Raw genomic sequence first — 24,135 nt, 5'->3', positions numbered from 1 at the left:
TCAGTTTTAAAATGACTGCAAAAATTACAGGCAGCCCTGAACCTGACCAACCACTTCTGCCACCATTTTTTCAAGAACCTGATAAGGTTTTGCTCCCACAAGCCTTCTGTCTTTCATAAAAAAGGTGGGGGCAGCCACAAGTTCAAGTTGCCTGGCCTTTGCCCAGTCACGGTCCACAGCATCGGCATAGGATCTTAACGCAATGATTTTTTCTGCCTGTGCCACATCCAGACCGGCGAAGGCCACTAAATCCAGGATAACCGCTTTGTCAGCCAGGTTCCTGCCATCCACAAAATAGGCCTTGAAAGCGGCATTGTGAAACTGATGAGCCCGACCGCGCGCCTGGGCCCAGAGGCCGACCTCCTGGGCCAGACGGGAATTATAAACCATTTTGCCCTCCCCGAAGGGCAGGTCAAAGCTTTGTGCCGTGGATTTAAGACTGGCGGTCACCTGTTCCGGGGTCACCAGCAGGCCTTTTTTTTCTAACAGGCGCGCCATGGGCAATCCTTGTTCAGGCACATCCGGCTGCAGCGGATAGGCCCGCCACTTTACTTCGATATCGTACGTCTTCCTTAATTTATCAATACTCCCGGTACTGAAGTAGCACCAGGGTCAGATATAGTCTGAAAAGATTTCAAGTTTACATGGATGCTGATTTTGATGATTTTCCGGGATCCCTAAAGAATCACTGTGCGCCATAAGTTTTACCGCATTTTACTTTGATTTTAGTTGTGATGCCCACATTGTGGCCAGATTTGATTTATACCATACTAAAGATAAAGGCAAACATATGCTAACAATTTATCGGGGTAATTTAAAACAAATATATAATAATCCTAAGCAAAAAGAACCAGGCTGGTGGCCATAACAATCATGCCGGCCACCACCCCATACATAGCGATATGATGTTCCCCATAATTTTCTGCTGTAGGCAGCAGTTCATCCAGGGAAATAAAGACCATAATTCCAGCCACCATGGCAAACAGGAATCCGAACACGTAATCATTCATGTACCTGAAAATCAAAAAATATCCGACCAAAGCCCCGACAGGCTCTGAAAGTCCGGAAAGAAATGAAAGACAAAATGCTTTTTTTCTACTGCCTGTGGCATAATAAAGTGGTACGGATACGGCAATCCCCTCAGGGATGTTATGGATGGCGACAGCCACGGCAATGCTCACACCCAGAGTCGGGTCCTGCAGACCGCCAACAAACGTGGCAAGCCCTTCGGGAAAGTTGTGGATGGCTATGGCGATGGCTGAAAAAATCCCCATGCGTTCCAGGTTTCTTCTCTTCGCTTCCTCAGCAGCAGCCCCTGACATTTCTTCAATTTCCCGCACCTCATGAGGATTCTCAAATGAAGGAACCAGCTTATCAATAATTGCGATCAACAATATGCCGCAAAAAAAAGCGAATGTGGTTATCAAATAGCCTTTACTGTCTCCTGCCGCAGTGCTCAAACTATCCCGAGCCTTAACAAAGATCTCGATCATGGAGACATAGATCATTACCCCCGCCGAAAACCCCAGAGAAGCAGTAAGAAAACGAACATTTGTTGTCCGGGTAAAAAAAGCCAGCGCACTTCCGATACCGGTGGAAAGCCCGGCAAAAAGCGTCAGACTTAATGCAAAAAGAATTGAACTGGTGTCATATGTCATTTAAAATCTCCGGATAATAGATTAGGAATCAGATCTGTAAAGCCACACATTGATGCAAAATGCATCAAACTTGGAAAAAACGGTCGTGGGTGTTAATGGACGTCCCAGAATCAAAGGCAATTCTGATATAACCGCCATGGGCTGACCCTGACATATCCACTGATAGGCATAGCCCAAAACAAAGCTTGAAAGATCTAAATAACTTACCCAGACTTTCTTAGAAATTCTAAGAGTTTTATTAATCTTAGCCTGAGAAAGCCAATACCAGATCGGACCTCTTATGAACAACACACAGACATTTCAATCGCAGCTGCGTCCCTTACTTTTTCTGACTGCTATATTTTTTTTGAACTTTAGCATTCGTATTATCATATCCCCACTTTTACCTACTATTCTACAGGACATGTCCCTGACAGGGGACCAAGCAGGCTCACTTTTTTTGGTCTCTGCCTCGGGATATTTTATTACCCTGATCTGCTCAGGATTTATCTCAGAAAGACTGCTGCATAAAAAAACCATTGGTCTGTCTGCAATCGTGACCGGTTTTTTCTTTATCATAACAGGCTTATGTAACAGTCTGACCATGATGCGGGCCGGTATATTTATCACCGGCATGGGCGCGGGTCTGTATCTACCCAGTGGAATTGCCTTGCTCACGGCTTCGACAAGTTCGCAGAACTGGGGCAAAGCCATCGGAGTTCATGAATTGGCACCGAATTTAAGTTTTCTATTGTCACCGATTATCTGCGAAGCACTGTTATTGTTCATGTCTTGGCGCAGTATTCTGATGCTGACCGGAATGGTATCAGTGGTGCTTGGCATAAATTTTTTAAAATTCAGCAAAGCAGTGGATTTTCCGGGCCAAGCCCCTATGTTGAGAGCCATTGTCCCACTGTTATTCATCCGTTCTTTCTGGATTATGATCGTGCTGTTCACGATGGGAGTAATCAGTTCCTTAGGGGTCTATGCCATGCTTCCTTTGTATCTGGTAAACGAGCATGGAATGCCACAGCCCGAAGCCAATACATTGATTGCCTTGTCCAGAATTCTTACCCTGCCCGTACCTTTTGCCGTTGGCTGGATATCTGACCGATATGGAATAAAAAAAACCTTGAGTACAGCTCTTATCTTAAGCGGACTCTCCACCCTGGGTATCGGATTATTGTCCGGGACAGGACTTAAGACCGTGATTTTTCTGCAGCCACTTTTATCAGTCTCTTTTTTCCCTCCGGCATTTTCAGCGCTCTCGAGTATCGGAGCCAAAGAAACCCGGAATATCATAGTTTCGTTCACTGTCCCGGCAGCATTTCTCATGGGTGCCGGCGGTGCCCCGGCTCTGATGGGATTTCTTGCAGATCGTGGATTCTTTTCTATGGGGTTCACAGCTGCCGGTATTGCCATCTTAATGTTTGCATTCCTGCCGATTTTTTTAAAATTTAATGATTTTCAAAACCATAACTCTGTATTTTAAAAAAAACAATGTATTGCCGTCAGCAGAAGCCTTGATGCCGTGGGAGGTCTCCTCAGTGATGAGGAGACCCTATCCCGATTAAAAAAATTATTTTATATTGATAGACCAGATAACCAGATAGGCACATGGCCGCTATTAGATTAAGGCTGAGTAGAAAACGTTGGATACAACACCAGCTAATAACACTAAAGTTGGCGTTATTAAAAACGATTTTTGGGTGGATAATTTGTAAATGTCTTGCATGGAACTATTTATCAAGAAAAATGTTGTACTGAGACAAAAAATCCCTATTGCAGACAGTAACTCAAAGTTGCTTAATCCAAATATTTTTATACAGAAAAATAAAACCGCCAAAGGAAGTGTAGATACTCCAGTTGTATATATACATGTTGAAATTTGTTCTTTTTCTTGGCTTATGAGTTTCATTATCAGAAAAAAACATACAAAAACAGATGCAGATGGAATCAATGAAAAGAACAATAACTTAAAGTAAGATCCTGCCACCCCCCCCATATATTCGCCAACCACTTGCGATTCAGAAACAATACTATGTCCTAATAAAAAACATGATATCGAAAATATGACAACCAATACAATTCCTGCTCGTAAAGCATTTGATTGCCCAAGGTTTTTGATCGCCTCAGATTGACCTCCAATTGGGTCGCGACTCAGTATTTTTAATGCTTTAATTGCCTGACCTGTCGCTTCTTTGGTTTGGGCAAAAACTTTTTGCCCCATTTCTTTCCCTTTAGAAATAATTTCATTTTGCTGTTTTTCGTTTTGCATAATAATCCCCTTTTTTATGTTACCAGTGAATTAGTATAGAATGAGCCAATATAGTTATAGAAGGATTCTGTCTATTGTTTTGGGTGGAACGGTTTAGAGCAAAAATCCAACTGAATTGGAGAATATACTGACCGCTGCTTAGAAGGCAAGAAAGAATTTAAATTCCCGGATTTTGATTTTTACAGGCATTACTTCCGCCTGGCGAACGTGAAAATGAAACGGAGGAGTGGTTTGTCCCTTAGCTTATCAGCATTTATTGCGTTTATTCCCATTGCCCTGGTATTAATCTTTATGGTTGGCTTAAGATGGCCCGCCACCCGTGCCATGCCCCTGGCATGGCTGGTCTGCGCCCTGATCGGGGCAACCCTTTGGAAGATGCCGGCAGGCCTTGTGGCCGCCTCCACCCTGAGCGGGTTCGGTAGCGCCGTCAACGTGCTGATCATCGTGTTCGGTGCCATTCTCATCCTATACACCCTGAGGGAGAGCGGGGCCATGGAGACCATCTCCTACGGTTTTACCACCATCTCACCGGACCGCCGGATCCAAACCATCATCATAGCGTTCCTGTTCGGTGCCTTTATTGAGGGATCTGCCGGTTTCGGTACGCCTGCGGCCATTGCCGCACCGTTGCTGCTGGGATTGCGATTTCCCGCCCTGGCTGCGGTGTGTGCCTGCCTGATGCTCAACTCCATTCCCGTCACCTTCGGGGCCGTGGGCACCCCCATCTGGTTTGGGCTTAAAAATCTCAAGCCGGTGGTGGACGCCGCTGTCGGCCAGGGTGCACCCGTGGCCTCCTTTGACGCCTTCATGCACCAGGTGGGTGTTTATTCCGCCCGGATTCATGCCGTGGCCGCCATCCTGCTCCCCCTGTTTGTGGTCTGTTTTCTCACCCGGTTTTTCGGTAAAAACAAATCCTGGGCCGAGGGGTTAGGTGTCTGGAAATTTGCCGTATTTGCCGGGCTGTGCTATGCAGTTCCCTATCTGTTCACGGCTATCCTTTCTGCCCTTTGAGGGATGGGTTACATCCTTTGTGATCTCCTTTCCCAAAATTCTGGGTTGGGAAACCGTCAACTTTGCCATGAAGCCGTTTTACCTGCCCGGCGTGCTTCCCTTTATGCTGGTGGCGATACTGACCATATTCATACACCGAATCCCCGGACGCAAGGTGGCTCTGGCCTGGAAGGATACCGTAAAGGATTAGCCGGTCGGTACTGATGGATTGTACCGATAGTCAAGCGCCTCAGGCGTTGCCGGAGGCGCTTGACTACCTGCGGCTGTTTTATGCCATCTATAATCTGAATAAATCCTAAGATTCATCCCCCCCTCCAGGGGTGTATCGGGTTGAATATTCCCGAGCACATCATAATTCCAATAGTAAATCAATGCAGGCGTTAAATTTGCCCCCATCTGCCAGCGGCTCGACGAACAATCGGCACGAATGGTTTTAACCACCCTTTTACAAAATGTCTCCAGTGTTTCATCTTCCTGGGTGACCAATGCCCGGGGTGTGTCGCAGACGGTGCTTTTTCCGTCCAAAGCCAGGGTGGTCGGGGCCATGCCCTTAATCTCAATCACATCGCCGGGGTGCACCCCCTGCTTTACCAAAAACCGGTTACTGAATTTCAGCGCTTTCACACTGGTCCCAAAAATGTCAGCAATGCCGGACAGGTCATTGTGGGTCTGGACAACATAATGAATGGTTTTTGGCAGCCCTTTGACTTCTGTGCTGCCGGACGGATCCGGTTTCGGGTTTTTCGCCCAATCAGGATAGGTTCTGATCATTTCAGCCGTCAAAGAGGAATACCCTATTTTTGTCATCAGCACATACCCGTTGCTGCTGGCATACGGATAAATTGAGGCTGCATGTTCAAGGTCCGGATTCAGTTTATACAGGGTTGGAATCATCTTTTTCAGGGATTTAACCGGCGTTTGGGCCTGAAGTGTTTTAGACTCAAACCCAGGAACCGAAAGCATGACCAATCTGTTTTGCTTAAGATAGCGGTATATCAATGACGCAGCCAGACACTGGGGGACATACTCCCTGGAAAAAGGCCCCAAAAGACTGTTTTTGAAAATCGGTCCAAATTGCCTTCCCGGATCGTCACCGCAATTGAGTAAGACATCCGTGACCATTCTGGTACCGTGGTGGTAACTGGCCAGGCTTAATACCGTGCTGCCAAACACCCTGCGGTTGTCCCGCAGGTATTTGGCACAGGCCTCAGCTGATTTTTGATAATCCTTTCGCTCATCCAGTCCATTCTCCCCTATTTTCAAGCCGTAATGAACGGCGGTGGTGTCAAGAAACTGAAACATTCCCAAGGCTCCGGCATTGGACAGTGCACCCGGATTAAAACCGCTTTCGACAAACGGCAGGGCAAAGGCAACATCTTCGGCAATACTGTATTTCTTAAATATTTTCTTTATGTCATACAGGTATTTTTCGCTTCGCCGGATGATATTGTTTGATTTATCCACATTCTGAACTGCGTAATATTTGATAAAATAGCTGACGTGCCGGACCAGCGCATCATCGACGTCAAATGCGGTTTCCCCCCAGTCAGCCATCATTTCCGTCAACTGGTTTTCAACCGTGTTAAGATCAAATGCAACCGGTTTTAAATTCAGATTCACACGATTTTGCGCCATGGCCGCACTGCTCTGGAACATGGTGAAACAGATCAGTATCAAAAAAACACTGCCTGATTTTTTGTTTATCTGTTTAAAAAAAAGAGAGGATGATTTCATAAAAAACTTAAGATATATTTGGATTCACAACTTGCGTTATTGCACATACCACTAAACCAATAAACTATCCTGTCGTTCGCGTTCGCGTAAATGCTTTCTCAAAAAGGGCCATTTTTAATATTCTATATAATTTAAAATACAAAGTCCATATACCTTTTTTTGTAAACAGGCTTTTCTCAATGATTTCAAATTATATCAAAAAAAGTGCCGCGAATTCAGGAGAAATTATGGGCATTTAAAAATTGGTCGTGCCGGATATTTCTTTTTGTTTCAAGGGCAAAATAAAGGGATCTCAGCCCCAGAACGGCAAATACATTGGAGGTGAATACAATGATATGTAAAATCGATATAATGTCTAATTTTGATGAAGAGCAACTGTTGAGTACATATATGTTTATGATATTCGTGTTTAACAGGTCTTTGGCCCAGTGGACTTAAACGTTAAAAATAGATGACAAAATCTGCTTTGTCTCAAGCAAGGCCCTTGAAATATTACTGCGTTTGTGTCCAAGCTGGATGCGGACAGATGTTTTTTTGACAAACTTTGCATCCACTGTTTTTTTGAGAACAGATTCAATATCAGTCAAGGTCCGGTTCATATGATCGGGGGAAAACTCCAGAACCAGTACATCCGGGGTGACATCCAGACGCTTGACCCCGGCCTTGATGGCAAAAATCCTAAGCATAATCTTCAGCAGCATATTTTCAGCAGATTTCGGCAGTTCTCCATACCGGTCCACCAGCTCTTTTTTCATCTCCGCAATGTCTGATACCTGGGTCAACCTTGACAGTCTTCGGTAAATGGTCAGACGCTGCTCCACCGATTCGATGTAATCGTCTGGGAACCCCGAGGACATGGATGCGTTGATTTCAGGTTCCAGGGGCTCGGGGAGATGCTCGCCCTTCATATCTTTGACTGCGTTGTCCAAAAGTTTGAGAAACATATCATAACCCACGGCGGCAATATGACCGGACTGGGAGGCGCCCAGGGCGGTACCGGCCCCGCGAATCTGAAGATCCTTCATGGCAATCTGGAAGCCGGACCCAAGATCCCGGTGTTCCATCAGTGCTGCCAAACGCTTTCTGGCATCCTTGGTGAGCCGGGACTCATCTTCAATAAACAAATATGCGTAGGCCTGCTCGTCCCCCCGGCCGATACGGCCGCGCAGCTGGTAGATCTGGGACAGGCCGAAACGCTCTGCCTTATCAATAATCATGGTGTTGGCACTGGGTATGTCCAGACCCGATTCAATGATGGTGGTGCAGACCAGCACGTTGATCTGCTGACGAATAAACTGTTCCATCACCTTCTCAAGTTCGGTTTCGGACAATCTGCCGTGGGCCACACCGATCTTTGCATCCGGAATCAGTTTTTGTATGTTTTCGGCCGTTTTGAATATGGTTTTTATGTTGTTGTGAACAAAAAAGACCTGACCCTTTCTATCCAACTCTTTGATAACAGCCTCCCGGACCAAGGGCTCTTCATATTTGGTGATGTATGAAATGATGGGCCGGCGGTCTGCGGGCGGGGTGGTAATCACGGAAATATCGCGCATACCGGTCAAGGACATGTGCAGGGTTCTTGGGATGGGCGTTGCAGACAAAGCCAGAACATCCACCGCAGCCCGTTTCTCTTTCAATTTTTCCTTATGCTTGACCCCGAATCGCTGCTCCTCGTCAATGATTAAAAGCCCCAGGGATTTAAAGACCACATCCTTTTGCAAAAGTCTGTGGGTGCCAATAACAATATCCACTGTGCCGCCGGCGGTTCTTTTTAAAATATCGGTCTGTTCCTTTCGTGTTCGGAAACGGGACAGACATTCGATGATGACCGGATAATTATTGAAACGGTCCCGGAACGTATTGAGGTGCTGTTCGGCCAGAATGGTGGTGGGAACCACCAACGCCACCTGTTTGCCGTCGTTCACCGCCTTGAATGCCGCCCGGATGGCCACTTCGGTTTTTCCGTAGCCCACATCCCCGCACACCAGCCGGTCCATGGGCGTATCCTTTTCCATATCCAGGTGGACATCGTCTATGGCACGCAGTTGATCCCTTGTCTCTTCATAGGGGAAGCCTGCTTCAAAATCATTGTAGTAGTTATCCGGACGGCTGAATGAAAATCCTTTGGCCACCTTACGCCGGGCATACAGATCAAGCAGATCCGCCGCCATTTTTTCAACTTCGGCCCTTGCCTTTGCCTTGGAATTTGTCCAGGATTTGGATCCTATTTTATCAAGCACAGGGGTGTATCCGTCCACCCCGATATATTTGCCGATGACCTCCATTCTGTCCACGGGAACGTAGAGCTTATCATCATCCTGATAAACCACCAGAATAAAATCCTGGGTGATGCCGGATACGGTAAGGCTGAAAAGGCCCTCGTACCGACCTACCCCGTGTTCTAAATGAACCACAAAATCACCGTTTTTAAGCTCTTCCGGGGCAATGAACTCCGCTTTTAAATCGCGTTTTCCCGACACTCTGCGCCGAATGCGTTTTCTGCCGAAAATCTCATCTTCGGTCACAATACTAAAATTTTCCAGATCCGGGACAAAGCCGCAACTCAAAGCGCCCACGGTAAAATAAATGCCGGGCTTCGTGTCAAAAAGAGAGCTAAAATCCCTGCAAAATTGCGGCTCTATACCGTAAGGCGTAAGAAGTGCAGTCAACCGTCTCGCCTGGGCATCCTGGCTGAGTACAAACAAAATATATTTAACATCCCGCTGCTGTTGCTCAATCCATTCCACCAGAGGGGTTAAAGGCGTGGCATCCTTTGTCCTGTTGCGCAAGGATTCCGACAGCGCCCGGTTATCTGAACACTTCAGGGAAAGAATGTCTGCCTTGCTTTTGTCCTGTTCAAGCACGAGCGCTTTAAAACAAAGGGTTTTGGATGCAAAGATTTTTTCTTCTACACTCTGCCAGTCCGGGCAAATTGATTCCGGTGGCAGGCTTAATCGTTTTTCATCAGCCAGGGCATTAAAATTAAGCCTTAACCCGTCATGGAAATCCTTTGCCTTTTCGGGCAACACATCGGCATCATCCAGGATAAAAAAAGTATTTTCCGGCAGATAGTCGAACAAGGTAGCCAGGGAATCATATACAATGGGAAGCATGGATTCGATGCCGTCAAAGCGCCCTTTGTCCCGGATCTGGTTGACGTACTCCCGGATTCTGTCCTGGGTAAGTCCGGCCTTGTTTCCGGCCCCGCGCAAGCGGGCCTGGACATGGGGCAGACTTTGTTTTGTGATCACGGCCTCCGTGGCCGGGATAATAATGGTTTCGACAAGTTCCTTTGTGCCGCGCTGGGTATAAGGAGAAAAATGGCGTATGGATTCCACAAAATCCCCAAAAAATTCCAGGCGCACCGGCTGTTTCAGCCCCGGGGAAAATATATCGACAATACCGCCCCTGACCGCATATTCCCCGGGATCCTCAACAAGGGTGGCCCGGGTATATCCGCTTGCTTCAAGATTTTCCAGCAACCCGTTCCTGTCAATCTCTTCATTGGCCATGACCAGTTCAAAACTGTTTGTCATAACCTCCGGGGGCATCAGAAAAGATAAAAGCGGCTCAAGATACGTCACCAGGAGAAATCTGTCCCGGAATCTCTCGCTGATGCTGAACAGGGCGGCAACTCTTGAGGCGGATGTATCTTTATGAAATGAAATGTTTTTGGCTCCCGGATAATGGCTGCCGGGGAAAAAAATGATACGCTGCCGGTCGGTCGACATAAAGAATTGAAGATCTGAAATAAATGCCGCCGCTTTTTTTGCATCCGGCAAAACAACAACCAAAGGCTGGTTCAAACGGGGAAAGAGCTGGGCAATCATCCATGCTTTCGGAGCATAGCTATCATTCATGGCAAGCATGGTATGCTTGCTTTTTTTCAACGAATTTAAAATGGCATCAATCATTTAAAGTACCTGGGAATTTTTTAAAACAAAGCTGAGAATCTATCATCCAGATACCAAGTGTGCAAGTTCTAAACTTTTTTCCCCTCATTATTTTCTGGGATGAAATTCATGATGCATTTTAATCAGGTACTCCCGTGAAATATGGGTATAAATCTGGGTGGTTGAGATATCTGAATGGCCAAGCATGGTCTGAACAGACCGCAGGTCCGCCCCGCCTTCTATCAGGTGGGTGGCAAAGGAGTGGCGCAGGGTATGGGGGGAAATGGGCCGGACAATGCCGGCAACAAGCGCATATTTTTTTATAATTTTCCAGAATGCCTGGCGGGTCATGGGCTGCCCTGCCCTTGCAACAAACAGAAAGTCACTTGACAGTTGCTTTAATGCCATGGGACGTCCCTGGTCCAGCCAAAGCCTTGCAGCATCTTTAGCCTTTGAACCAATGGGTACAATTCTCTCTTTAGCGCCTTTGCCCATGACCCTGACAAGACCTGCGTCCAGATTTACGTCAACCACCTTCAAAAATACAAGTTCTGAGACCCGAAGCCCGGCCCCGTACATGATCTCCATCATGGCAAGATTTCTTTGTTCTTTGGGTGTTGTGGGCTCACAGGCGTTCAAAAGCGCCTCCACCTCATTGACCGAGATGACACCGGGCAGATGCCGGCCGGTTTTGGGAATATCAATATCTTTTAAGGGATTGGCAGTTATCAGTTTCTCTGCTGCCAGGTATTTATAAAACCCCCTGATGGAAACCAGGTACCTGGCCCGGGATTTGGCTGACAGGCCCTGGCGGGTCAAGTAAACCAGCCATCCAAGAATGGCTGTGGTGTCGGCATCTCTAATCTCCTCTATCCCGTTGTCAGACAGGTAATTGATATACGAAGCCAAATCTGTGCCATAGGCTGTGATACTATTGACGGAGAGCCCTTTTTCTATTGTCAGATAATCCATATATGCATCTGCTAACTCATGCATGACCTTACCTTATTTTTTGATATGAAAATCCCAATAAATTATAAATTCAGACCCAAAAATTAGATACCGCATTTTTCCAAATTATTCACTTTTTAAAACAACAATTCTAATTTTATTCTCGCAGTAGAGTAGATGAAGGGATGCATGTGCATCCGCTTTCTCCCTCTTCAAACCGGACATGCAGATTTCCCGGATCCGGCTTTCCCTTATCTAAGGTAAGGCCCCTTCACTCCACAGGCATTCCCCTGCGTTATCACTACTATGGGCCTCTCTGACTCCCATTCAGACTGAAAACCGCTCCGCTTCCCACTTTAGGTTGCCCTCCAGTAGGGGAGCGCCATTATATAGCGAACGAACAATTACTATAGCCGGCTCCTTTCATCCGGCAAGATGTACCAAGCTTACCCTGGCACACCAAAGGCTCTGCCGGCAACTTTTATATTAATGATAAACCCACAGACGCCGTGGTCGGCCAGCAGCCCTTTGGCGGGGCCCGCAAGAGCGGCACCAACGATAAAGCAGGGTCCTGTCTGAACCTGATCCCCTGGGCATCGCCCCGGGCCATCAAGGAGACCTTTGTACCGCCCCAAAATTACGGCTATCCCTCCATTAATTGAATTTAAAATAACTTGACGAAGCTTGTTTTTAAATATAGTAACCTCGGAAAGGAGAACAAAACATTTTTCGAGCAGATCGCCAGAATGCCCAAAAGTCTTTTGCAGGCGTGCTTTCAAAATTCCAAAAGAGGAGATTCCAGATGATTAATAAAACACTTATCGTCAATGGTATTAAACGAACCGTCATTGTGAATAAAGATGACATGTTGTCCTCTATATTGCGAAATGGCCTTCATCTGACGGGCGTAAAGGTCGGGTGTTCAGAAGGGCAGTGCGGCGCCTGTTCGGTTATTTTAAATGACAAACTGGTTCGATCCTGTATCACCAAGATGAAACGGGTACCGGATGAATCAACGATCACCACGGTGGAAGGCATTGGTACGCCGGAAAAACTGCATCCCATCCAGGCGGCATGGATGGCCCATGGCGGTGCCCAGTGCGGTTTTTGCACCCCGGGTTTCATTGTCTCCACCAAAGCATTGCTGGAGACCATTCCCAATCCCACCAGGGAAGATGTCAGGGAGTGGTTCCAGAAATATAAAAATGCCTGCCGCTGCACCGGTTACAAGCAGCTGGTGGATTCGGTCATGGCGGCTGCCAAGGTCATCAACGGCGAAATGTCTATGGATGAACTGATGTTTAAGATTCCCGAAGACGGCCGGATTTGGGGAACAAAATACCCGCGGCCTTCTGCTGTGGCCAAAGTTACGGGCACCTGTGATTTCGGTGCGGACTTAGGTATTAAAATGCCTGAAGAGACGCTGCGTCTTGCACTGGTACAGGCTGAAATTTCCCATGCCAACATCAGGGGCATTGACGTTTCCGAAGCCGAAGTCATGCCGGGTGTTTATAAAGTTGTCACCCACAGGGACGTTCCCGGCAAAAACCGGATCTCCGGTCTGATCACATTCCCGAGCAACAAAGGCGACGGCTGGGACCGGCCCATCCTCTGTGACGAGAAAGTATTTCAGTTCGGCGATGCCATTGCCATTGTGTGCGCAGATACGGAAAAAAATGCCAAGGCCGCTGCGGCCAAGGTAAAAGTGGACCTGGAACCCTTGCCTGAATACATGAGTGCGCCGGCGGCCATGGCCGAAGACGCCATTGAGATTCATCCGGGCACCCCCAATGTCTACTATATTCAGAATTTGAAAAAAGGTGAGGAGACCGCCCCCATCTTTGACGGGGCAGACGTGATTGCCGAAGATGATTTTTACGTGAGCCGCCAGCCCCACATGCCCATTGAACCGGATGTGGGATTTGCCTATCCCGGTGAAGACGGCACGCTTACAATCCACTCCAAATCCATTGGCATCCATCTCCACCTGGCCATGATTGCACCGGGTATCGGTATTGAACCTGAAAAATTGACCCTGGTTCAGAATCCGGCCGGCGGCACCTTTGGCTATAAATTTTCCCCCACCATGGAAGCGCTGGTGGGCGTGGCAGCACTTGTCACAGGCAAACCCGTATTTCTTAATTACTCCTGGTTCCAGCAGCAGACCTATACGGGCAAACGCTCCCCGTTTTTTACCAATGTCCGGATGGCCGCATCCAAAGATGGGGAGATCAAGGCGATGGAAGCCGACTGGACTGTGGATCACGGACCCTATTCCGAGTTTGGTGATCTGCTGACCCTGCGCGGGGCCCAGTTTATCGGTGCCGGTTATGATATTCCCAACATCCGGGGCCAGGGCCGTACGGTCTGCACCAACCATGCCTGGGGCTCTGCTTTTCGTGGTTACGGGGCGCCTGAAATCGAGTTCTCTTCGGAATGTCTCATGGATATCCTGGCGGAAAAACTGGGTATGGACCCCTTTGATCTGCGGTACAAAAATGTCTACAAAAAAGGGGCCACCACCCCCACGGGCCAGACCCCTGATGCCTGGAGCCTGCCCGGGATGCTGGACCTTCTTAAGCCCAAATACGAGGCGGCCAGGAAGGCGGCTGCCGACAAATCCACAGATGCTGAAAAATGCGGTGTGGGCATTTCAATCGGCGTTTACGGCTGCGGTCTGGACGGCCCGGACAGTTCCGAGGTCCGGGTCCAGCTCAACGAGGACAACACCATTACCCTGTTCAACTCCTGGGAAGACCACGGCCAGGGCGCGGACATGGGGTCCCTGGGAACGGCCCATGAAGCGCTTCGTCCCATGGGAATTACCCCCGATCAAATCAAACTTGTGATGAACAATACCGCCATCACCCCTAACTCCGGTCCGGCCGGTGGTTCCCGATCCCAGGTGGTGACGGGACAAGCTGTGAAAGCGGCCTGTGAACTGCTCATGGGCGGCATGAGAAAGAAAGACGGGACCTTCCGTACTTACGAAGAGATGAAGGCTGAAAATATTCCTGTGGAATATGACGGAAAATGGACAGCCCCTGCCAGGGTGTGTGACGAAAACGGCCAGGGCAGTCCCTTTGCCGTTTATATGTATGGGGTATTTATGGCGGAAACTTGTGTGGATACTGCCACAGGCAAGGCCAAAGTTACCAAGATGACCGCGGTGGCGGATGTGGGCAAGATCAACAATCGCCTGGTGGTTGACGGCCAGATGTACGGCGGCTTGGCCCAGGGTATCGGGCTTGCCCTGACCGAGGACTACGAAGACATTAAAAAGCATTCTAATATGCGCGGTGCAGGATTCCCCTATATTAATGATATTCCTGACGACATGGAACTGCACTATGTTGAGACTCCCAGGGAGCACGGCCCCTTTGGCGCGGCCGGGGTGGGCGAGCTGCCCCTGACCGCCCCCCATGCAGCGGTGATCAACAGTATCTACAATGCCTGCGGTGTCCGGGTTAAGGCCCTGCCCGCCACCCCGGATAAAGTATTGGCCGGCCTTAAAGCACTTTAGGTTTATTTAATCCTTTCACATCAGCAGGCCGTTTGCGGGAAATGAAGGTTCCCGGGCTGATACGATGCAAAGTCCTGTGATGCAGGCCTTCCAGGGCAGAAAGGCAGGCACCTCCATTGACCGGATTTTATCGGGGGTCTCCCTTGACGCAGGAAGGCACAGGGAGGGGGTGTTCACCACCGGGCTGAACACAGACCTTTCCAGGATCATGCCAAAGCCCGGGACTGATTTTGAAAAGGCCATGGCCGGGGCAGGCTTTGTGCCGGATCCAAACCTTGCCGCGGCCGAGGCAGCCCGGTGCCACCAGTGCGACTGTTCCCGCTGCATCAAAGCCTGTAACAGTTTTATTGAATCCTTTGAGGGATTTACCGGCCGGTATGCCAGGGAAATTTACAACAACCTGTCCATTGTCATGGGCGAGCGCACGGCCAATCTGATGATCAATTCCTGCACACTTTGCGATCTTTGCGCCACGGTATGTCCCAATGATTTCTCCATGGCGGACTTGTGTTTGCAGGCAAGAGAGCAAATGCTTGAAGACAAACGAATGCCGGTTTCAGCCCATGCCTTTGCCTTAGAGGAGATGGCTCATGCCATGGGAGACGCCTGTTTTTTTGAAAAACACGCCCTGTGTCTGCGGCAGTCCGTTTTCCCGGCTTGACCGGGTGAAAAGCCGCTTTGCCCAAGGCCTCAGCCTTGAAAGCGGTGCCATCCTGTCGATGGCAGACCTGGATGATGCGTTGTTTGCCCTGCCTGGTGTTGTGGATTTTACCGCCCGCAGGAAAGGGAATCATCCCCAGGTGCTTGATATGGATGTGGCGGCGTTGGATCAAAATTTGTCCCGGCAGGCGGTGGAAGGGGCTGTTGAACAGATTGGCGGAATAAAAACCGCTATTGACTCAGGCCGGATTTGTTTTGGACATATTGAAATCCATGCCTTTGATAAATCGGATAGGTTGAATTTTAGTCGGGCCAAACGAATGATTATGGCCGAAGAATCATGTTCGGGGGAAAAATTGTCCGGAGGCGAGGCGCAGATGGATGATTTTTTCTCTAAAAATAAAATAAGAGGTGATGCATGAAATATTATGAAAAGGACAAGGCGACATCCGTACCGGTTCAGGAAGCTGTGGGAAAGGTCCTGCTTCACGATATCACGAGAATTGTTCCAGACCTGTTTAAAGGCCCCCAGTTTAAAAAAGGGCATGTTATCACCATGCCGGATGTCAAAGTCCTGCTTGATATGGGCAAGGAACATATTTATGTCACAGGACTTGATAACGAAGTCCATGAAAATGAGGCTGCCCTTTGCATAGCCAGAGCTGCTACAGGACGAAATATCCGGCTGAGTGAGCCTCAGGAGGGCAAAGTGAGTCTGTCATCTCAAATTTTTGGACTTCTAAAGGTCAATGTGGATGCCTTGTTTGAGCTGAACAGCATCCAGGATGTGATTTTTGCCACGCTGCATAACCGGCGGACCGTACAGCCGGAAGAGGAACTTGCCGGGACCCGTGTGGTGCCCCTGACCGTGCCCAAGGAGAGGCTTGAAACCGCAGAGGCGGTGTGTCGAAAATATTATCCCGTTATTGAAGTGACGCCCTTTAAACGCTGTGATGTAGGGGTCGTGGTCACCGGATCAGAGGTGTTCCACCAGCGCATACGGGACGGATTCGGTCCGGTGGTTTCAAAAAAGTTTGAACGCCTTGGGTCCAGGATTCTGAAAAAAAAAGTGGTGTCCGATGATATGGAAATGACCGTCACGGCCATCCGGGATCTTCTGGACAACGGCGCCGATTTCATTGCCGTGACAGGCGGGATGTCGGTGGATCCGGACGATCTGACCCCGGCGGCCATCCGGGCCGCCGGCGGCCGTGTGGTAACCTACGGCGCCCCGGTGCTGCCCGGGGCCATGTTCATGCTGGCTTATATCGGTGATGTCCCGGTGGTGGGACTGCCCGGCTGCGTCATGTACTACAGGACTTCCATTTTTGACCTGGTGGTGCCCCCGATTTTAGCCGGTGAAACCCTTGAACGCGAGGATATCGTTCGTATGGGCCACGGCGGGTTCTGTGCCAATTGCAGCCAGTGCCGGTTTCCTGCCTGTAGTTTCGGCAAGTAACCGTCCATAACAACAGATTAGGAAAAAAATAATCTATGGGAAGTTTATTTACGGAAACAAAAAACGCATTCTCAAAAGGCCACTCCTTTGCCCTGGCCATGATTATCAGCCATAAGGGGTCCACCCCAAGGAGATCGGGCTCATGGATGCTGATATGGCCGGATATCCGACGGCACGGCCATTAAGGCGGAAACCCCGGCAGAACCGGATGAAAAAAATATCAAAGAACAACGAGCCTATGCAAAAAACTAACCGGACACCACTGTGACATCGCAGGACGGCTTGCCTGTCAAGTCACCTATTCTCAACTTATTCTTCCCCGTCTTCATTTACTGAGCAGTGCCTTTTATTTTGTTGATTTTTCAACGAAGAGAGATGTATCATAAAAATACAGGGCAGACATCTGCCGAAATGGCGAATTCATTCAGGTGGTAATCCCATGAAATTGACTATTTATTTGGCTTACGACGGTTCAATAAATGCCGACTGGGTTGCTCGCTATGCCTTAAATATGGCAGCTAACGGCCGGGATCTCCAGATCATTTTGATCCATATCCTGGATGATATTTATTCTCCCGATAGGATAGCTAAAAAAATCGAAGCCATTGAAGCCGAATCTGCGGTCCGGGGGATAAGGATGACCAGCCGTATTTTGCCCCTCCAAAAAAACGTATTTTATTCCCTGCTCCAGGCTATTCCGGCCGGGGGGGAGAGTCTCTGTGTGTGCGGGGCCAGAATTTGCTCACGGAACAAGGGATTCCTGGCCGGCACTATTTCTGAAAAGCTCCTGCGTCATAAACAGTTCAATGTCATGGCTATCCGGGTGGTCAAACCCGGCATCCTTGGAAGTCCCAGTGATTTGCTTTTCCCCCTTTCCGGACATCCCAGGGGGTTTGAGGCTGCCATGTCTTTTTTCATGCTTCTGGCACCGGAAGTGGAACGGCTCTATCTTTTACGAATCATGCTGGTTAGCTCCCTGTGGTTTCAATATATGCCGGCAACTATTGTCCAGAGCCTCAAAACAAAGGGTTATTCCTATGTGAACGGGGTACTGAAGGAGATTCGTCAGCAGTTGGGAGAGAACAAGATTTATTTGGATGCCAAGGTGGTTCTCTCTGATGACTGGGCCAAGGAAATTCTTATCCACGCCAGCAAGAGTCGTGCTCAGATGATCTTAATGGGTGCCTCTGACCGAAATCTGCCGTCTCGTTATTTCTACGGTAACAAAATTGAACAGATCCTCAGGCGTTCTCCTTGTGATGTGGGGATTTATCGTAAGATATGAGCAGCCAGGGCAAACAAATCCAAAATTTGACGCCGGATCGGGTCTATACTTTTCTGGAAACGAATCCCGAAGGCCTGCATGGCGAAGAGGTGGAGGAGCGGTTGCTCAATGTGGGCAGAAACTCATTTGACATCCCTGACCGCTGGAAAATGCTGCGCAATTTTGGTAAGCAGTTCACCAATTTTTTTACCATACTCCTCATTGTTTCGGCAATTATCTGTTTTTTCGCTCATGGTCTCAATCCAGGGGAGAGTATGAATTTCCTGGGCTGGGCCCTATTTGTTGTGGCTCTGCTCAACGCTTTTTTCAGTTTTATTCAGGAATATCGGGCTGAACGGGCCATGGAGGCCTTGAAGAAATTCCTGCCCCAGATGGTCGAGGTCCAGCGTCAGGGTCAGGTCATCAAGGTTTCTGCTGAAGAGATCGTACCCGGTGATCTCCTCATCCTGGCCGAGGGTGACAAAATCACGGCAGATGCCAGGGTTGTTGAGGCTGAGGGGTTGCTGGTCGACAACGCACCTCTGACCGGTGAGGCCAATCCCTGTGTTCTTGTTCATGGGGCAAGTTCGAGTCGCCTGGTTGAAAGTAACAACATTGCCTTTGCCGGCTGTACGGTGATCCGGGGCAGCGGTAAGGCCGTGGTCTTTGCTACCGGTCTTCGTACCGAATTCGGTAAACTGGCTCACCTCTCCCAGGAAATCAAGCGGGCCTCTTCGCCTCTGGAGCAGGAGACGGCCCATATGGTTCGAGTTCTTACCGTCATCGCCGTGAGCATGGGATTTGCTTTTTTTATGTATGGGATGGTGACCGGCAGGCCGCTGTGGGTGAATCTTGTCTTCATGATGGGGATCATCGTGGCCAATGTTCCGGAAGGGCTTTTACCCACCTTTACCCTCTCTCTGGCCATGGGTAGTCTGCGCATGGCCAAAAAAAACGTTCTGGTTAAAAGTCTCAATGCGGTGGAAGCGCTTGGTGCAGTCCATGTTATCTGTTCGGATAAGACAGGAACGCTTACTGAGAACAGACTCACCATCACCGAGCTACTGAGCCCCCTGCATGGCAGGTCTTTAGCCGAGCAGGAGCAACTGGATCTTCTGGCCTTAGCCCTGGCTGCATCTGATGTCAGGGGTACTGATCACCTGAGTGGGGATCCTTTGGATGTGGCGGTGGCCGAACGGTTAACTATCCTGGGTGCTGATCTGGAGGCGCTTAGGGAACAGATTGAGCATTACTTCACCTTTGACGTGGAGAAGAGACGATCGGCAGGTATCATGACTGTTGCCGGGAAAAGGTTTTTTGTAGTTAAAGGGGCCTTTGAGGCCGTGTCTCCGATGCTTGTCTCTGTTCGCAGTGCAAAGGACTCTAAGGTTGTGGATACAGAGGTTTTGGGTCAGGCAGAGGATGTGCTCCGGGGAATGGCCGCTCAGGGCTTGCGGGTTATTGCTTTAGCCTGCCGGGAACTGGATCACGGGGAGGAAGAGGACTTCGCATCTCTCCAGGATGCTCTAGAAAAAGAGCTGGTTCTTGTCGGTTTTATCGGCATCGAGGATCCTCTTCGCAAAGAGGTTCCGGCGGCTGTTACTAAATGTCATACCGCCGGGATTGAGGTCCTGCTCATTACCGGTGATCATCCGGATACGGCTCAGGCCATCGCCCGTAAGGCAGGGATTCTTCCCCGGGAAAATGACCCGGCCCTGTTGATGACCGGTGCCGATCTGGAGCATCTGACCGAGGCGGGGCTTATAGAGCGTCTCGATCAGGGAACCAGGGTCTTTGCTCGAACGACTCCGGAACAGAAGATGAAAATTGTCACGGCCCTCAAGGCTATGGAAAAAGTGGTGGCCATGACCGGGGACGGGGTCAACGATGCCCCGGCCCTTAAGGCCGCTGATGTGGGTATTGCCATGGGCAGCCAGGGAACAGATGTGGCCAGAGAGTCGGCTCAGATCATTCTTCTTGATGATAATTTTGCTTCTATTGTTGCGGGCATTGAAGAAGGGCGGACCGTGTTTGGGAATATCAAGAAGTTCACCAATTATGTCCTGGTAAGCAACGGCCCGGAAATCCTTCCTTACCTTCTCTATATCCTTCTACCAGTACCCCTGGCTCTGAATGTGATTCAGATTCTCTCTATTGATCTCGGCACTGACATTATCCCTTCCATGGCCCTGGGTCAGGAACCGCCGGATCCCGAAACCATGAACCAACCACCCCGGCTTCGAGAACAGGGCCTGCTTACCCTTCCCCTGATTATGCACAGTTATCTCTTTCTTGGTCTCTTGGAAGGTATCTGGTCTCTGGGGCTTTTTTTCTATGTCCTGACGAGTGGCGGATGGCGGTTCGGGGAGGCCCTGGCGACAACGGATCCCCTCTACCAATCGGCCATGGGTATTGCCCTGTCCACCATTCTCCTGATGCAGATCGGCAATCTCTTAGGACGTCGTTTTGCCAGGCGCTCCGGGCTTGATGGGGGAATTTTTAAAAACAGGCTGATGCTTTTGGGTATTGTTATCCAGGTGGTCTTTTCCTGGGCCACCCTATACTTTCCGCCTCTACAGAAAATCCTTAATACCGGGCCGGTTCCGTTGACCATCTATTTTCTGGCCTGGTTCGGGATTATCCTCATCTTTGGCAGTGATTATCTCAGAAAACGATATTGTAAATTCCGGCTCATCGCGGATTAGTGTGACAAACACCTAACCCTGCCAGTCTTGACCTTTTTTAATTCCCAAAGTGAATAATTTTTGCATTCTCATTTATCCGTTTCAAGTGCGTACCGTGAGAATTGAACTCTTTTCAGGAAATTATCCGGCCCATATATTGTGCCTGCTCTCAAAAGCCAAGAATCAATTATATTGGAGATTAACCTTACCCTTCCCAAATTTAAAATGGCTGCCGTATCACTGGAATAGTTCGGAAATACACCGAAAGCCGATGATGTTGGCAGTGGTTTCAAAAGGAAACAGGCCCCGGGAACTGATGGTGACTGTGTCCTTGGCATTCCATGCCCCGCCTTTGGCCACATTAAAAAACTTAGCCTTGCTGCTAGCAAACGGAGGCGGCTGGTTGTCGGCGGTCCATTCCATTACATTGCCCAGCATATCTGCCATGCCGAACACATTGGCAGCATGGTCATAGTTATCCACGGGGCTTGTGTCTGCAAGCCCTGAAGATTCAATGTTCAATGCGTCCGGATCAAACTGATTGCCCCAGGGGTATTTTAAAGCCATGTCCGTGCGGGCAGCAGCCTCCCACTCGGCTTCTGTGGGCAGCCGCCTGCCGATCCAGGAGGCATAGGCAAAGGCATCATCCACACTGATTTGAACCACGGGATGGTTTCTTTTGCCGTAAAGGGTTGAGCCGGGGCCCAGGGGTTGGTGCCAGCAGGCCCCTTTAACAATGGAAGATCCGGCCTGTTTGCTCCAAATCACTTTTTCGCCCTGTTTTTTATACCGGGAATGGTAAACGGTTCCAATCCCTTTTCTTTCAGCTGTGGTGACATATCCGGTCTGTTCAATAAAAATTTCAAATAAAGCATTGGTCACCGGATATTTGCCGATATACACCCTGGGCATGTCAAAGGGCTGTAATGCCAGGCTGGATTTCAATGTTTTTTCCGTGCCAATGGTATAGGTCCCTGCGGGAATAGTGATATACGCATTGAATTTTTTTTCACGCTCTCCCAAAAAATCGTCAAACTGTTCAGCACGCTCCCGGGCATTTCTATATTCCTCAAGGACTTTAATCTCTTCTTCATCAAGTTCGTCAAGCTCTTCTAAGTCCTCATCCTCATCTAAATCAACTTCTTCCAACTCCTGATCTTCGTCAAGCTCAATGTCTTCTATTTCTTCAAGGGATTCATCATCATCCAGCTCAACATCTTCTATTTGGGTATCCTCGTCAATCTCTTCCAACTCTTCAAGGTCTTCATCGTCATCAAGTTCGATATCTTCGATCTGCTGGTCTTCATCTATCTCCTCGACTTCTTCAAGTTCGTCGTCATCGAGCGCTTCTATTTCAACATCTTCATCAATTTCCTCAATTTCAACGTTATCTTCGAGGACGACATCACCATCACCGCCTGCCCCATCACCGCTTGCCCCATCCTGGTCATCAAAGATTTCGGATCCAAGCCGCGTCAACAGCTTTTTAATCTCTTCTATGATGTCCGTTGTCTCATTGTCGGCATCAGGAAACTCAATTTTATTCAAAAACTCAGCCACGACCTTAAGCACATCGGCGGTTTTGGTAAGATCAAAACCATCTGTTTTTACAGCATCACTCAAAGACTGCAGAAGACTGTTTTTAGCATCCTCTGTCATATCAAAGACATTTGACTCGGTCAGCCTTATGTCTTCAGGGTTAAGACCGTTTTGGAACAATTTTTTCAAGTCGGCATTGATGGAGGATTTAAGACTGGAAAAATTTCTTCTTTTGAATTTTATCTTTGCATAATCATCCCCGACCTCCCAGATCTGACGGATAATACTGTCTCCGTCGATAGACGAAAGCGCCTGGATACTATCTTCGGAAACATAATAGGCAAAGATGCCCCGAACAGCCTTATCCTTGACAGATCCCGGGCGGTAGTTAAGATTTTCTATGACCTCGGCAATGCCGGACAGGGTGATGGATAGATTGGCCAAAGCTTAAAAGGCTCCTTTTTAAACGATCTTGAAAACTTTAATTCGATAATGGATTAAAGGCATCCGAATCCGGAATGATATATTTTTTTGCATAACTACAGGGTTTCACGTGCTTTTAGTACAGATATTATGATATAAGATTTTATATATTTCAACTGTACAAAATCTTGATCTTGAGGCAAAAATAAAAAAACAAGTCTCCTGTTGAACGCAGATGAACGCCCTGATATTATAACATTTGGCGTTGATATTTTTTTTATGAGCGTGCTAAAGAGATAAAAAAGATGAAAAATGTATTAACTATTTCAGGGCTGAAGGGCGGCACAGGAAAGAGCGTAACTGCCCTTAATCTATCCGCATCTCTGGCACTTTATGGAAAAAAAGTACTGCTGGTTGATTGCGACCCCCAGGCACGTGCGTCCCAGTGGCGCAAGATTGATTCAAAAAAAAATGATCATAACCTTGCACAGGTGCTGGCCGGCAGAATAGGTGTTGCTGATGCCGTATCCGGAACCGATATTGAGGGATTGGATATCCTGCCGGGGGGTTTCGGACTTTTTTCCATTTCCCGTAAACTTACCAGGCGTATAGACAACGAAAAGCTTCTTCGCCTGATTATTGATGAAATCAAGCACGATTACGACATAGTTATTCTTGATGCCCCCTCATCCTGCGGATATCTGAGTATCGCCGCGTTGACGGCGGCAGACTGGCTTGCCGCAGTGGTCATCCCGGATGAAGACTGGGTCAGTGATTTTTACTCACTGATCAGAATTGTCCGGTACATACGCCAATCCCACAATACGCCGTTAGGCATTGCAGGTATACTGTTCAACAGATGCAATAGTGAAAAACAGATGGAAAATCGAGCAGCTCCCGAAGTGTTTGAGAAAATTCGTCCCCTGATATATAAAACCATGATCCCTGACGATGAAATGCTTGACAAGAAACCGCCCTCTTTTGGACCTTTGTCTCTGTACGACATTAAAGCACAGGCTTCCCAGGCTTATCTTGGGATAGCCCGTGAGATTATCTGTGCATTCAATTTAAAATGA

19 protein-coding genes are annotated in these 24,135 nt (G+C 48.5%); 12 read left to right on the top strand and 7 right to left on the bottom strand.

Going from position 1 to position 24,135, the window contains the following annotated elements:
- Window positions 1-24: 24 nt before the first annotated feature.
- Entirely contained in the window at window positions 25-699 is a 675-nt protein-coding gene (locus DESPODRAFT_RS09180) for a DsbA family oxidoreductase (protein WP_004073025.1), read from the bottom strand.
- 137 nt (window positions 700-836) lie between these two features.
- Window positions 837-1,658, bottom strand: coding sequence for a zinc transporter ZupT (gene zupT, locus DESPODRAFT_RS09175; protein ID WP_004073023.1), 822 nt, complete (start codon window positions 1,656-1,658; stop codon window positions 837-839).
- Between the two features lie 280 nt (window positions 1,659-1,938).
- On the opposite strand from zupT, the gene DESPODRAFT_RS09170 reads away from it, so the two are divergent.
- Complete coding sequence (locus DESPODRAFT_RS09170) at window positions 1,939-3,129, top strand: MFS transporter (protein WP_004073021.1); 1,191 nt, start codon at window positions 1,939-1,941, stop codon at window positions 3,127-3,129.
- A 135-nt stretch (window positions 3,130-3,264) separates the two neighbouring features.
- Here the strand turns inward: DESPODRAFT_RS09170 and DESPODRAFT_RS09165 are convergent, their stop codons facing one another.
- A complete protein-coding gene (locus DESPODRAFT_RS09165) occupies window positions 3,265-3,915 on the bottom strand; it encodes a hypothetical protein (protein ID WP_004073019.1) in 651 nt (216 codons plus the stop codon).
- 231 nt (window positions 3,916-4,146) lie between these two features.
- Between DESPODRAFT_RS09165 and DESPODRAFT_RS09160 the strand changes: the two genes are divergently transcribed.
- Entirely contained in the window at window positions 4,147-4,926 is a 780-nt protein-coding gene (locus DESPODRAFT_RS09160; RefSeq protein ID WP_052314682.1) for an L-lactate permease, read from the top strand.
- Window positions 4,883-5,116: a hypothetical protein gene (locus tag DESPODRAFT_RS19980; protein ID WP_157488456.1), complete on the top strand. Its 234-nt coding sequence runs from the start codon at window positions 4,883-4,885 to the stop codon at window positions 5,114-5,116. The genes DESPODRAFT_RS09160 and DESPODRAFT_RS19980 overlap by 44 nt, the downstream gene beginning before the upstream one ends.
- On the opposite strand, the gene DESPODRAFT_RS09155 is transcribed toward DESPODRAFT_RS19980, so the two are convergent.
- The 3 genes from DESPODRAFT_RS09155 to xerD form a co-directional block, all read right to left on the bottom strand.
- Window positions 5,113-6,603, bottom strand: coding sequence for a transglycosylase SLT domain-containing protein (locus DESPODRAFT_RS09155; RefSeq protein ID WP_245531880.1), 1,491 nt, complete (start codon window positions 6,601-6,603; stop codon window positions 5,113-5,115). The genes DESPODRAFT_RS19980 and DESPODRAFT_RS09155 overlap by 4 nt on opposite strands.
- 491 nt (window positions 6,604-7,094) lie before the next feature.
- Window positions 7,095-10,577: a transcription-repair coupling factor gene (gene mfd / locus DESPODRAFT_RS09150; RefSeq protein WP_004073014.1), complete on the bottom strand. Its 3,483-nt coding sequence runs from the start codon at window positions 10,575-10,577 to the stop codon at window positions 7,095-7,097.
- An 87-nt stretch (window positions 10,578-10,664) separates the two neighbouring features.
- Entirely contained in the window at window positions 10,665-11,552 is an 888-nt protein-coding gene (gene xerD / locus DESPODRAFT_RS09145) for a site-specific tyrosine recombinase XerD (RefSeq protein WP_004073012.1), read from the bottom strand.
- Between the two features lie 464 nt (window positions 11,553-12,016).
- Here xerD and DESPODRAFT_RS19425 point away from each other — a divergent pair, with 464 nt between their 5' ends.
- The 8 genes from DESPODRAFT_RS19425 (at window position 12,017) to DESPODRAFT_RS09110 (ending at window position 21,118) form a co-directional block, all read left to right on the top strand.
- Window positions 12,017-12,169, top strand: a complete 153-nt coding sequence (locus tag DESPODRAFT_RS19425; protein WP_245531879.1) for a hypothetical protein — start codon at window positions 12,017-12,019, stop codon at window positions 12,167-12,169.
- Between the two features lie 140 nt (window positions 12,170-12,309).
- Window positions 12,310-15,030 (top strand): molybdopterin-dependent aldehyde oxidoreductase, encoded by a 2,721-nt coding sequence (locus DESPODRAFT_RS09135; RefSeq protein ID WP_004073010.1) that lies wholly within the window; start codon window positions 12,310-12,312, stop codon window positions 15,028-15,030.
- A gap of 64 nt (window positions 15,031-15,094) precedes the next feature.
- A complete protein-coding gene (locus DESPODRAFT_RS09130) occupies window positions 15,095-15,691 on the top strand; it encodes a 4Fe-4S dicluster domain-containing protein (protein ID WP_040015918.1) in 597 nt (198 codons plus the stop codon).
- Window positions 15,621-16,112, top strand: coding sequence for a hypothetical protein (locus DESPODRAFT_RS09125; protein ID WP_157488455.1), 492 nt, complete (start codon window positions 15,621-15,623; stop codon window positions 16,110-16,112). Before DESPODRAFT_RS09130 ends, DESPODRAFT_RS09125 begins: the two co-directional genes overlap by 71 nt.
- On the top strand, window positions 16,109-17,149 hold the full coding sequence (locus DESPODRAFT_RS09120; protein WP_004073009.1) for a molybdopterin-binding protein: 1,041 nt from the start codon (window positions 16,109-16,111) through the stop codon (window positions 17,147-17,149). The genes DESPODRAFT_RS09125 and DESPODRAFT_RS09120 overlap by 4 nt, the downstream gene beginning before the upstream one ends.
- A gap of 35 nt (window positions 17,150-17,184) precedes the next feature.
- The gene (locus tag DESPODRAFT_RS19420; protein WP_083843559.1) at window positions 17,185-17,334 is read left to right on the top strand and encodes an XdhC family protein; all 150 of its coding nucleotides are present in this window, start codon (window positions 17,185-17,187) and stop codon (window positions 17,332-17,334) included.
- A 254-nt stretch (window positions 17,335-17,588) separates the two neighbouring features.
- On the top strand, window positions 17,589-18,434 hold the full coding sequence (locus DESPODRAFT_RS09115) for a universal stress protein (protein ID WP_004073004.1): 846 nt from the start codon (window positions 17,589-17,591) through the stop codon (window positions 18,432-18,434).
- Entirely contained in the window at window positions 18,431-21,118 is a 2,688-nt protein-coding gene (locus tag DESPODRAFT_RS09110; protein WP_004073002.1) for a cation-translocating P-type ATPase, read from the top strand. The genes DESPODRAFT_RS09115 and DESPODRAFT_RS09110 overlap by 4 nt, the downstream gene beginning before the upstream one ends.
- A 216-nt stretch (window positions 21,119-21,334) precedes the next feature.
- On the opposite strand, the gene DESPODRAFT_RS18650 is transcribed toward DESPODRAFT_RS09110, so the two are convergent.
- On the bottom strand, window positions 21,335-23,080 hold the full coding sequence (locus tag DESPODRAFT_RS18650) for an SUMF1/EgtB/PvdO family nonheme iron enzyme (RefSeq protein ID WP_004073000.1): 1,746 nt from the start codon (window positions 23,078-23,080) through the stop codon (window positions 21,335-21,337).
- Window positions 23,081-23,364: 284 nt separating this feature from the next.
- Here DESPODRAFT_RS18650 and DESPODRAFT_RS09100 point away from each other — a divergent pair, with 284 nt between their 5' ends.
- Complete coding sequence (locus DESPODRAFT_RS09100) at window positions 23,365-24,135, top strand: ParA family protein (protein ID WP_004072997.1); 771 nt, start codon at window positions 23,365-23,367, stop codon at window positions 24,133-24,135.

Origin of the sequence: Desulfobacter postgatei 2ac9, from assembly GCF_000233695.2 — a bacterium.
Taxonomy (GTDB): domain Bacteria; phylum Desulfobacterota; class Desulfobacteria; order Desulfobacterales; family Desulfobacteraceae; genus Desulfobacter; species Desulfobacter postgatei.
Note: the sequence above shows the minus strand (reverse complement) of the source record. Positions and strands in the feature narration are given on the sequence as shown.

Excerpts from the sequence above, each read along its gene's own strand:
- zupT (WP_004073023.1), bottom strand. The coding sequence starts at position 1,658 with ATGACATATGACACCAGTTCAATTCTTTTTGCATTAAGTCTGACGCTT.
- DESPODRAFT_RS09170 (WP_004073021.1), top strand. The coding sequence starts at position 1,939 with ATGAACAACACACAGACATTTCAATCGCAGCTGCGTCCCTTACTTTTT.
- DESPODRAFT_RS09165 (WP_004073019.1), bottom strand. The coding sequence starts at position 3,915 with ATGCAAAACGAAAAACAGCAAAATGAAATTATTTCTAAAGGGAAAGAA.
- DESPODRAFT_RS19980 (WP_157488456.1), top strand. The coding sequence starts at position 4,883 with ATGCAGTTCCCTATCTGTTCACGGCTATCCTTTCTGCCCTTTGAGGGA.
- mfd (WP_004073014.1), bottom strand. The coding sequence starts at position 10,577 with ATGATTGATGCCATTTTAAATTCGTTGAAAAAAAGCAAGCATACCATG.
- xerD (WP_004073012.1), bottom strand. The coding sequence starts at position 11,552 with ATGCATGAGTTAGCAGATGCATATATGGATTATCTGACAATAGAAAAA.
- DESPODRAFT_RS09135 (WP_004073010.1), top strand. The coding sequence starts at position 12,310 with ATGATTAATAAAACACTTATCGTCAATGGTATTAAACGAACCGTCATT.
- DESPODRAFT_RS09130 (WP_040015918.1), top strand. The coding sequence starts at position 15,095 with ATGCAAAGTCCTGTGATGCAGGCCTTCCAGGGCAGAAAGGCAGGCACC.
- DESPODRAFT_RS09125 (WP_157488455.1), top strand. The coding sequence starts at position 15,621 with ATGCCATGGGAGACGCCTGTTTTTTTGAAAAACACGCCCTGTGTCTGC.
- DESPODRAFT_RS09120 (WP_004073009.1), top strand. The coding sequence starts at position 16,109 with ATGAAATATTATGAAAAGGACAAGGCGACATCCGTACCGGTTCAGGAA.
- DESPODRAFT_RS19420 (WP_083843559.1), top strand. The coding sequence starts at position 17,185 with ATGGGAAGTTTATTTACGGAAACAAAAAACGCATTCTCAAAAGGCCAC.
- DESPODRAFT_RS09115 (WP_004073004.1), top strand. The coding sequence starts at position 17,589 with ATGAAATTGACTATTTATTTGGCTTACGACGGTTCAATAAATGCCGAC.
- DESPODRAFT_RS09110 (WP_004073002.1), top strand. The coding sequence starts at position 18,431 with ATGAGCAGCCAGGGCAAACAAATCCAAAATTTGACGCCGGATCGGGTC.
- DESPODRAFT_RS09100 (WP_004072997.1), top strand. The coding sequence starts at position 23,365 with ATGAAAAATGTATTAACTATTTCAGGGCTGAAGGGCGGCACAGGAAAG.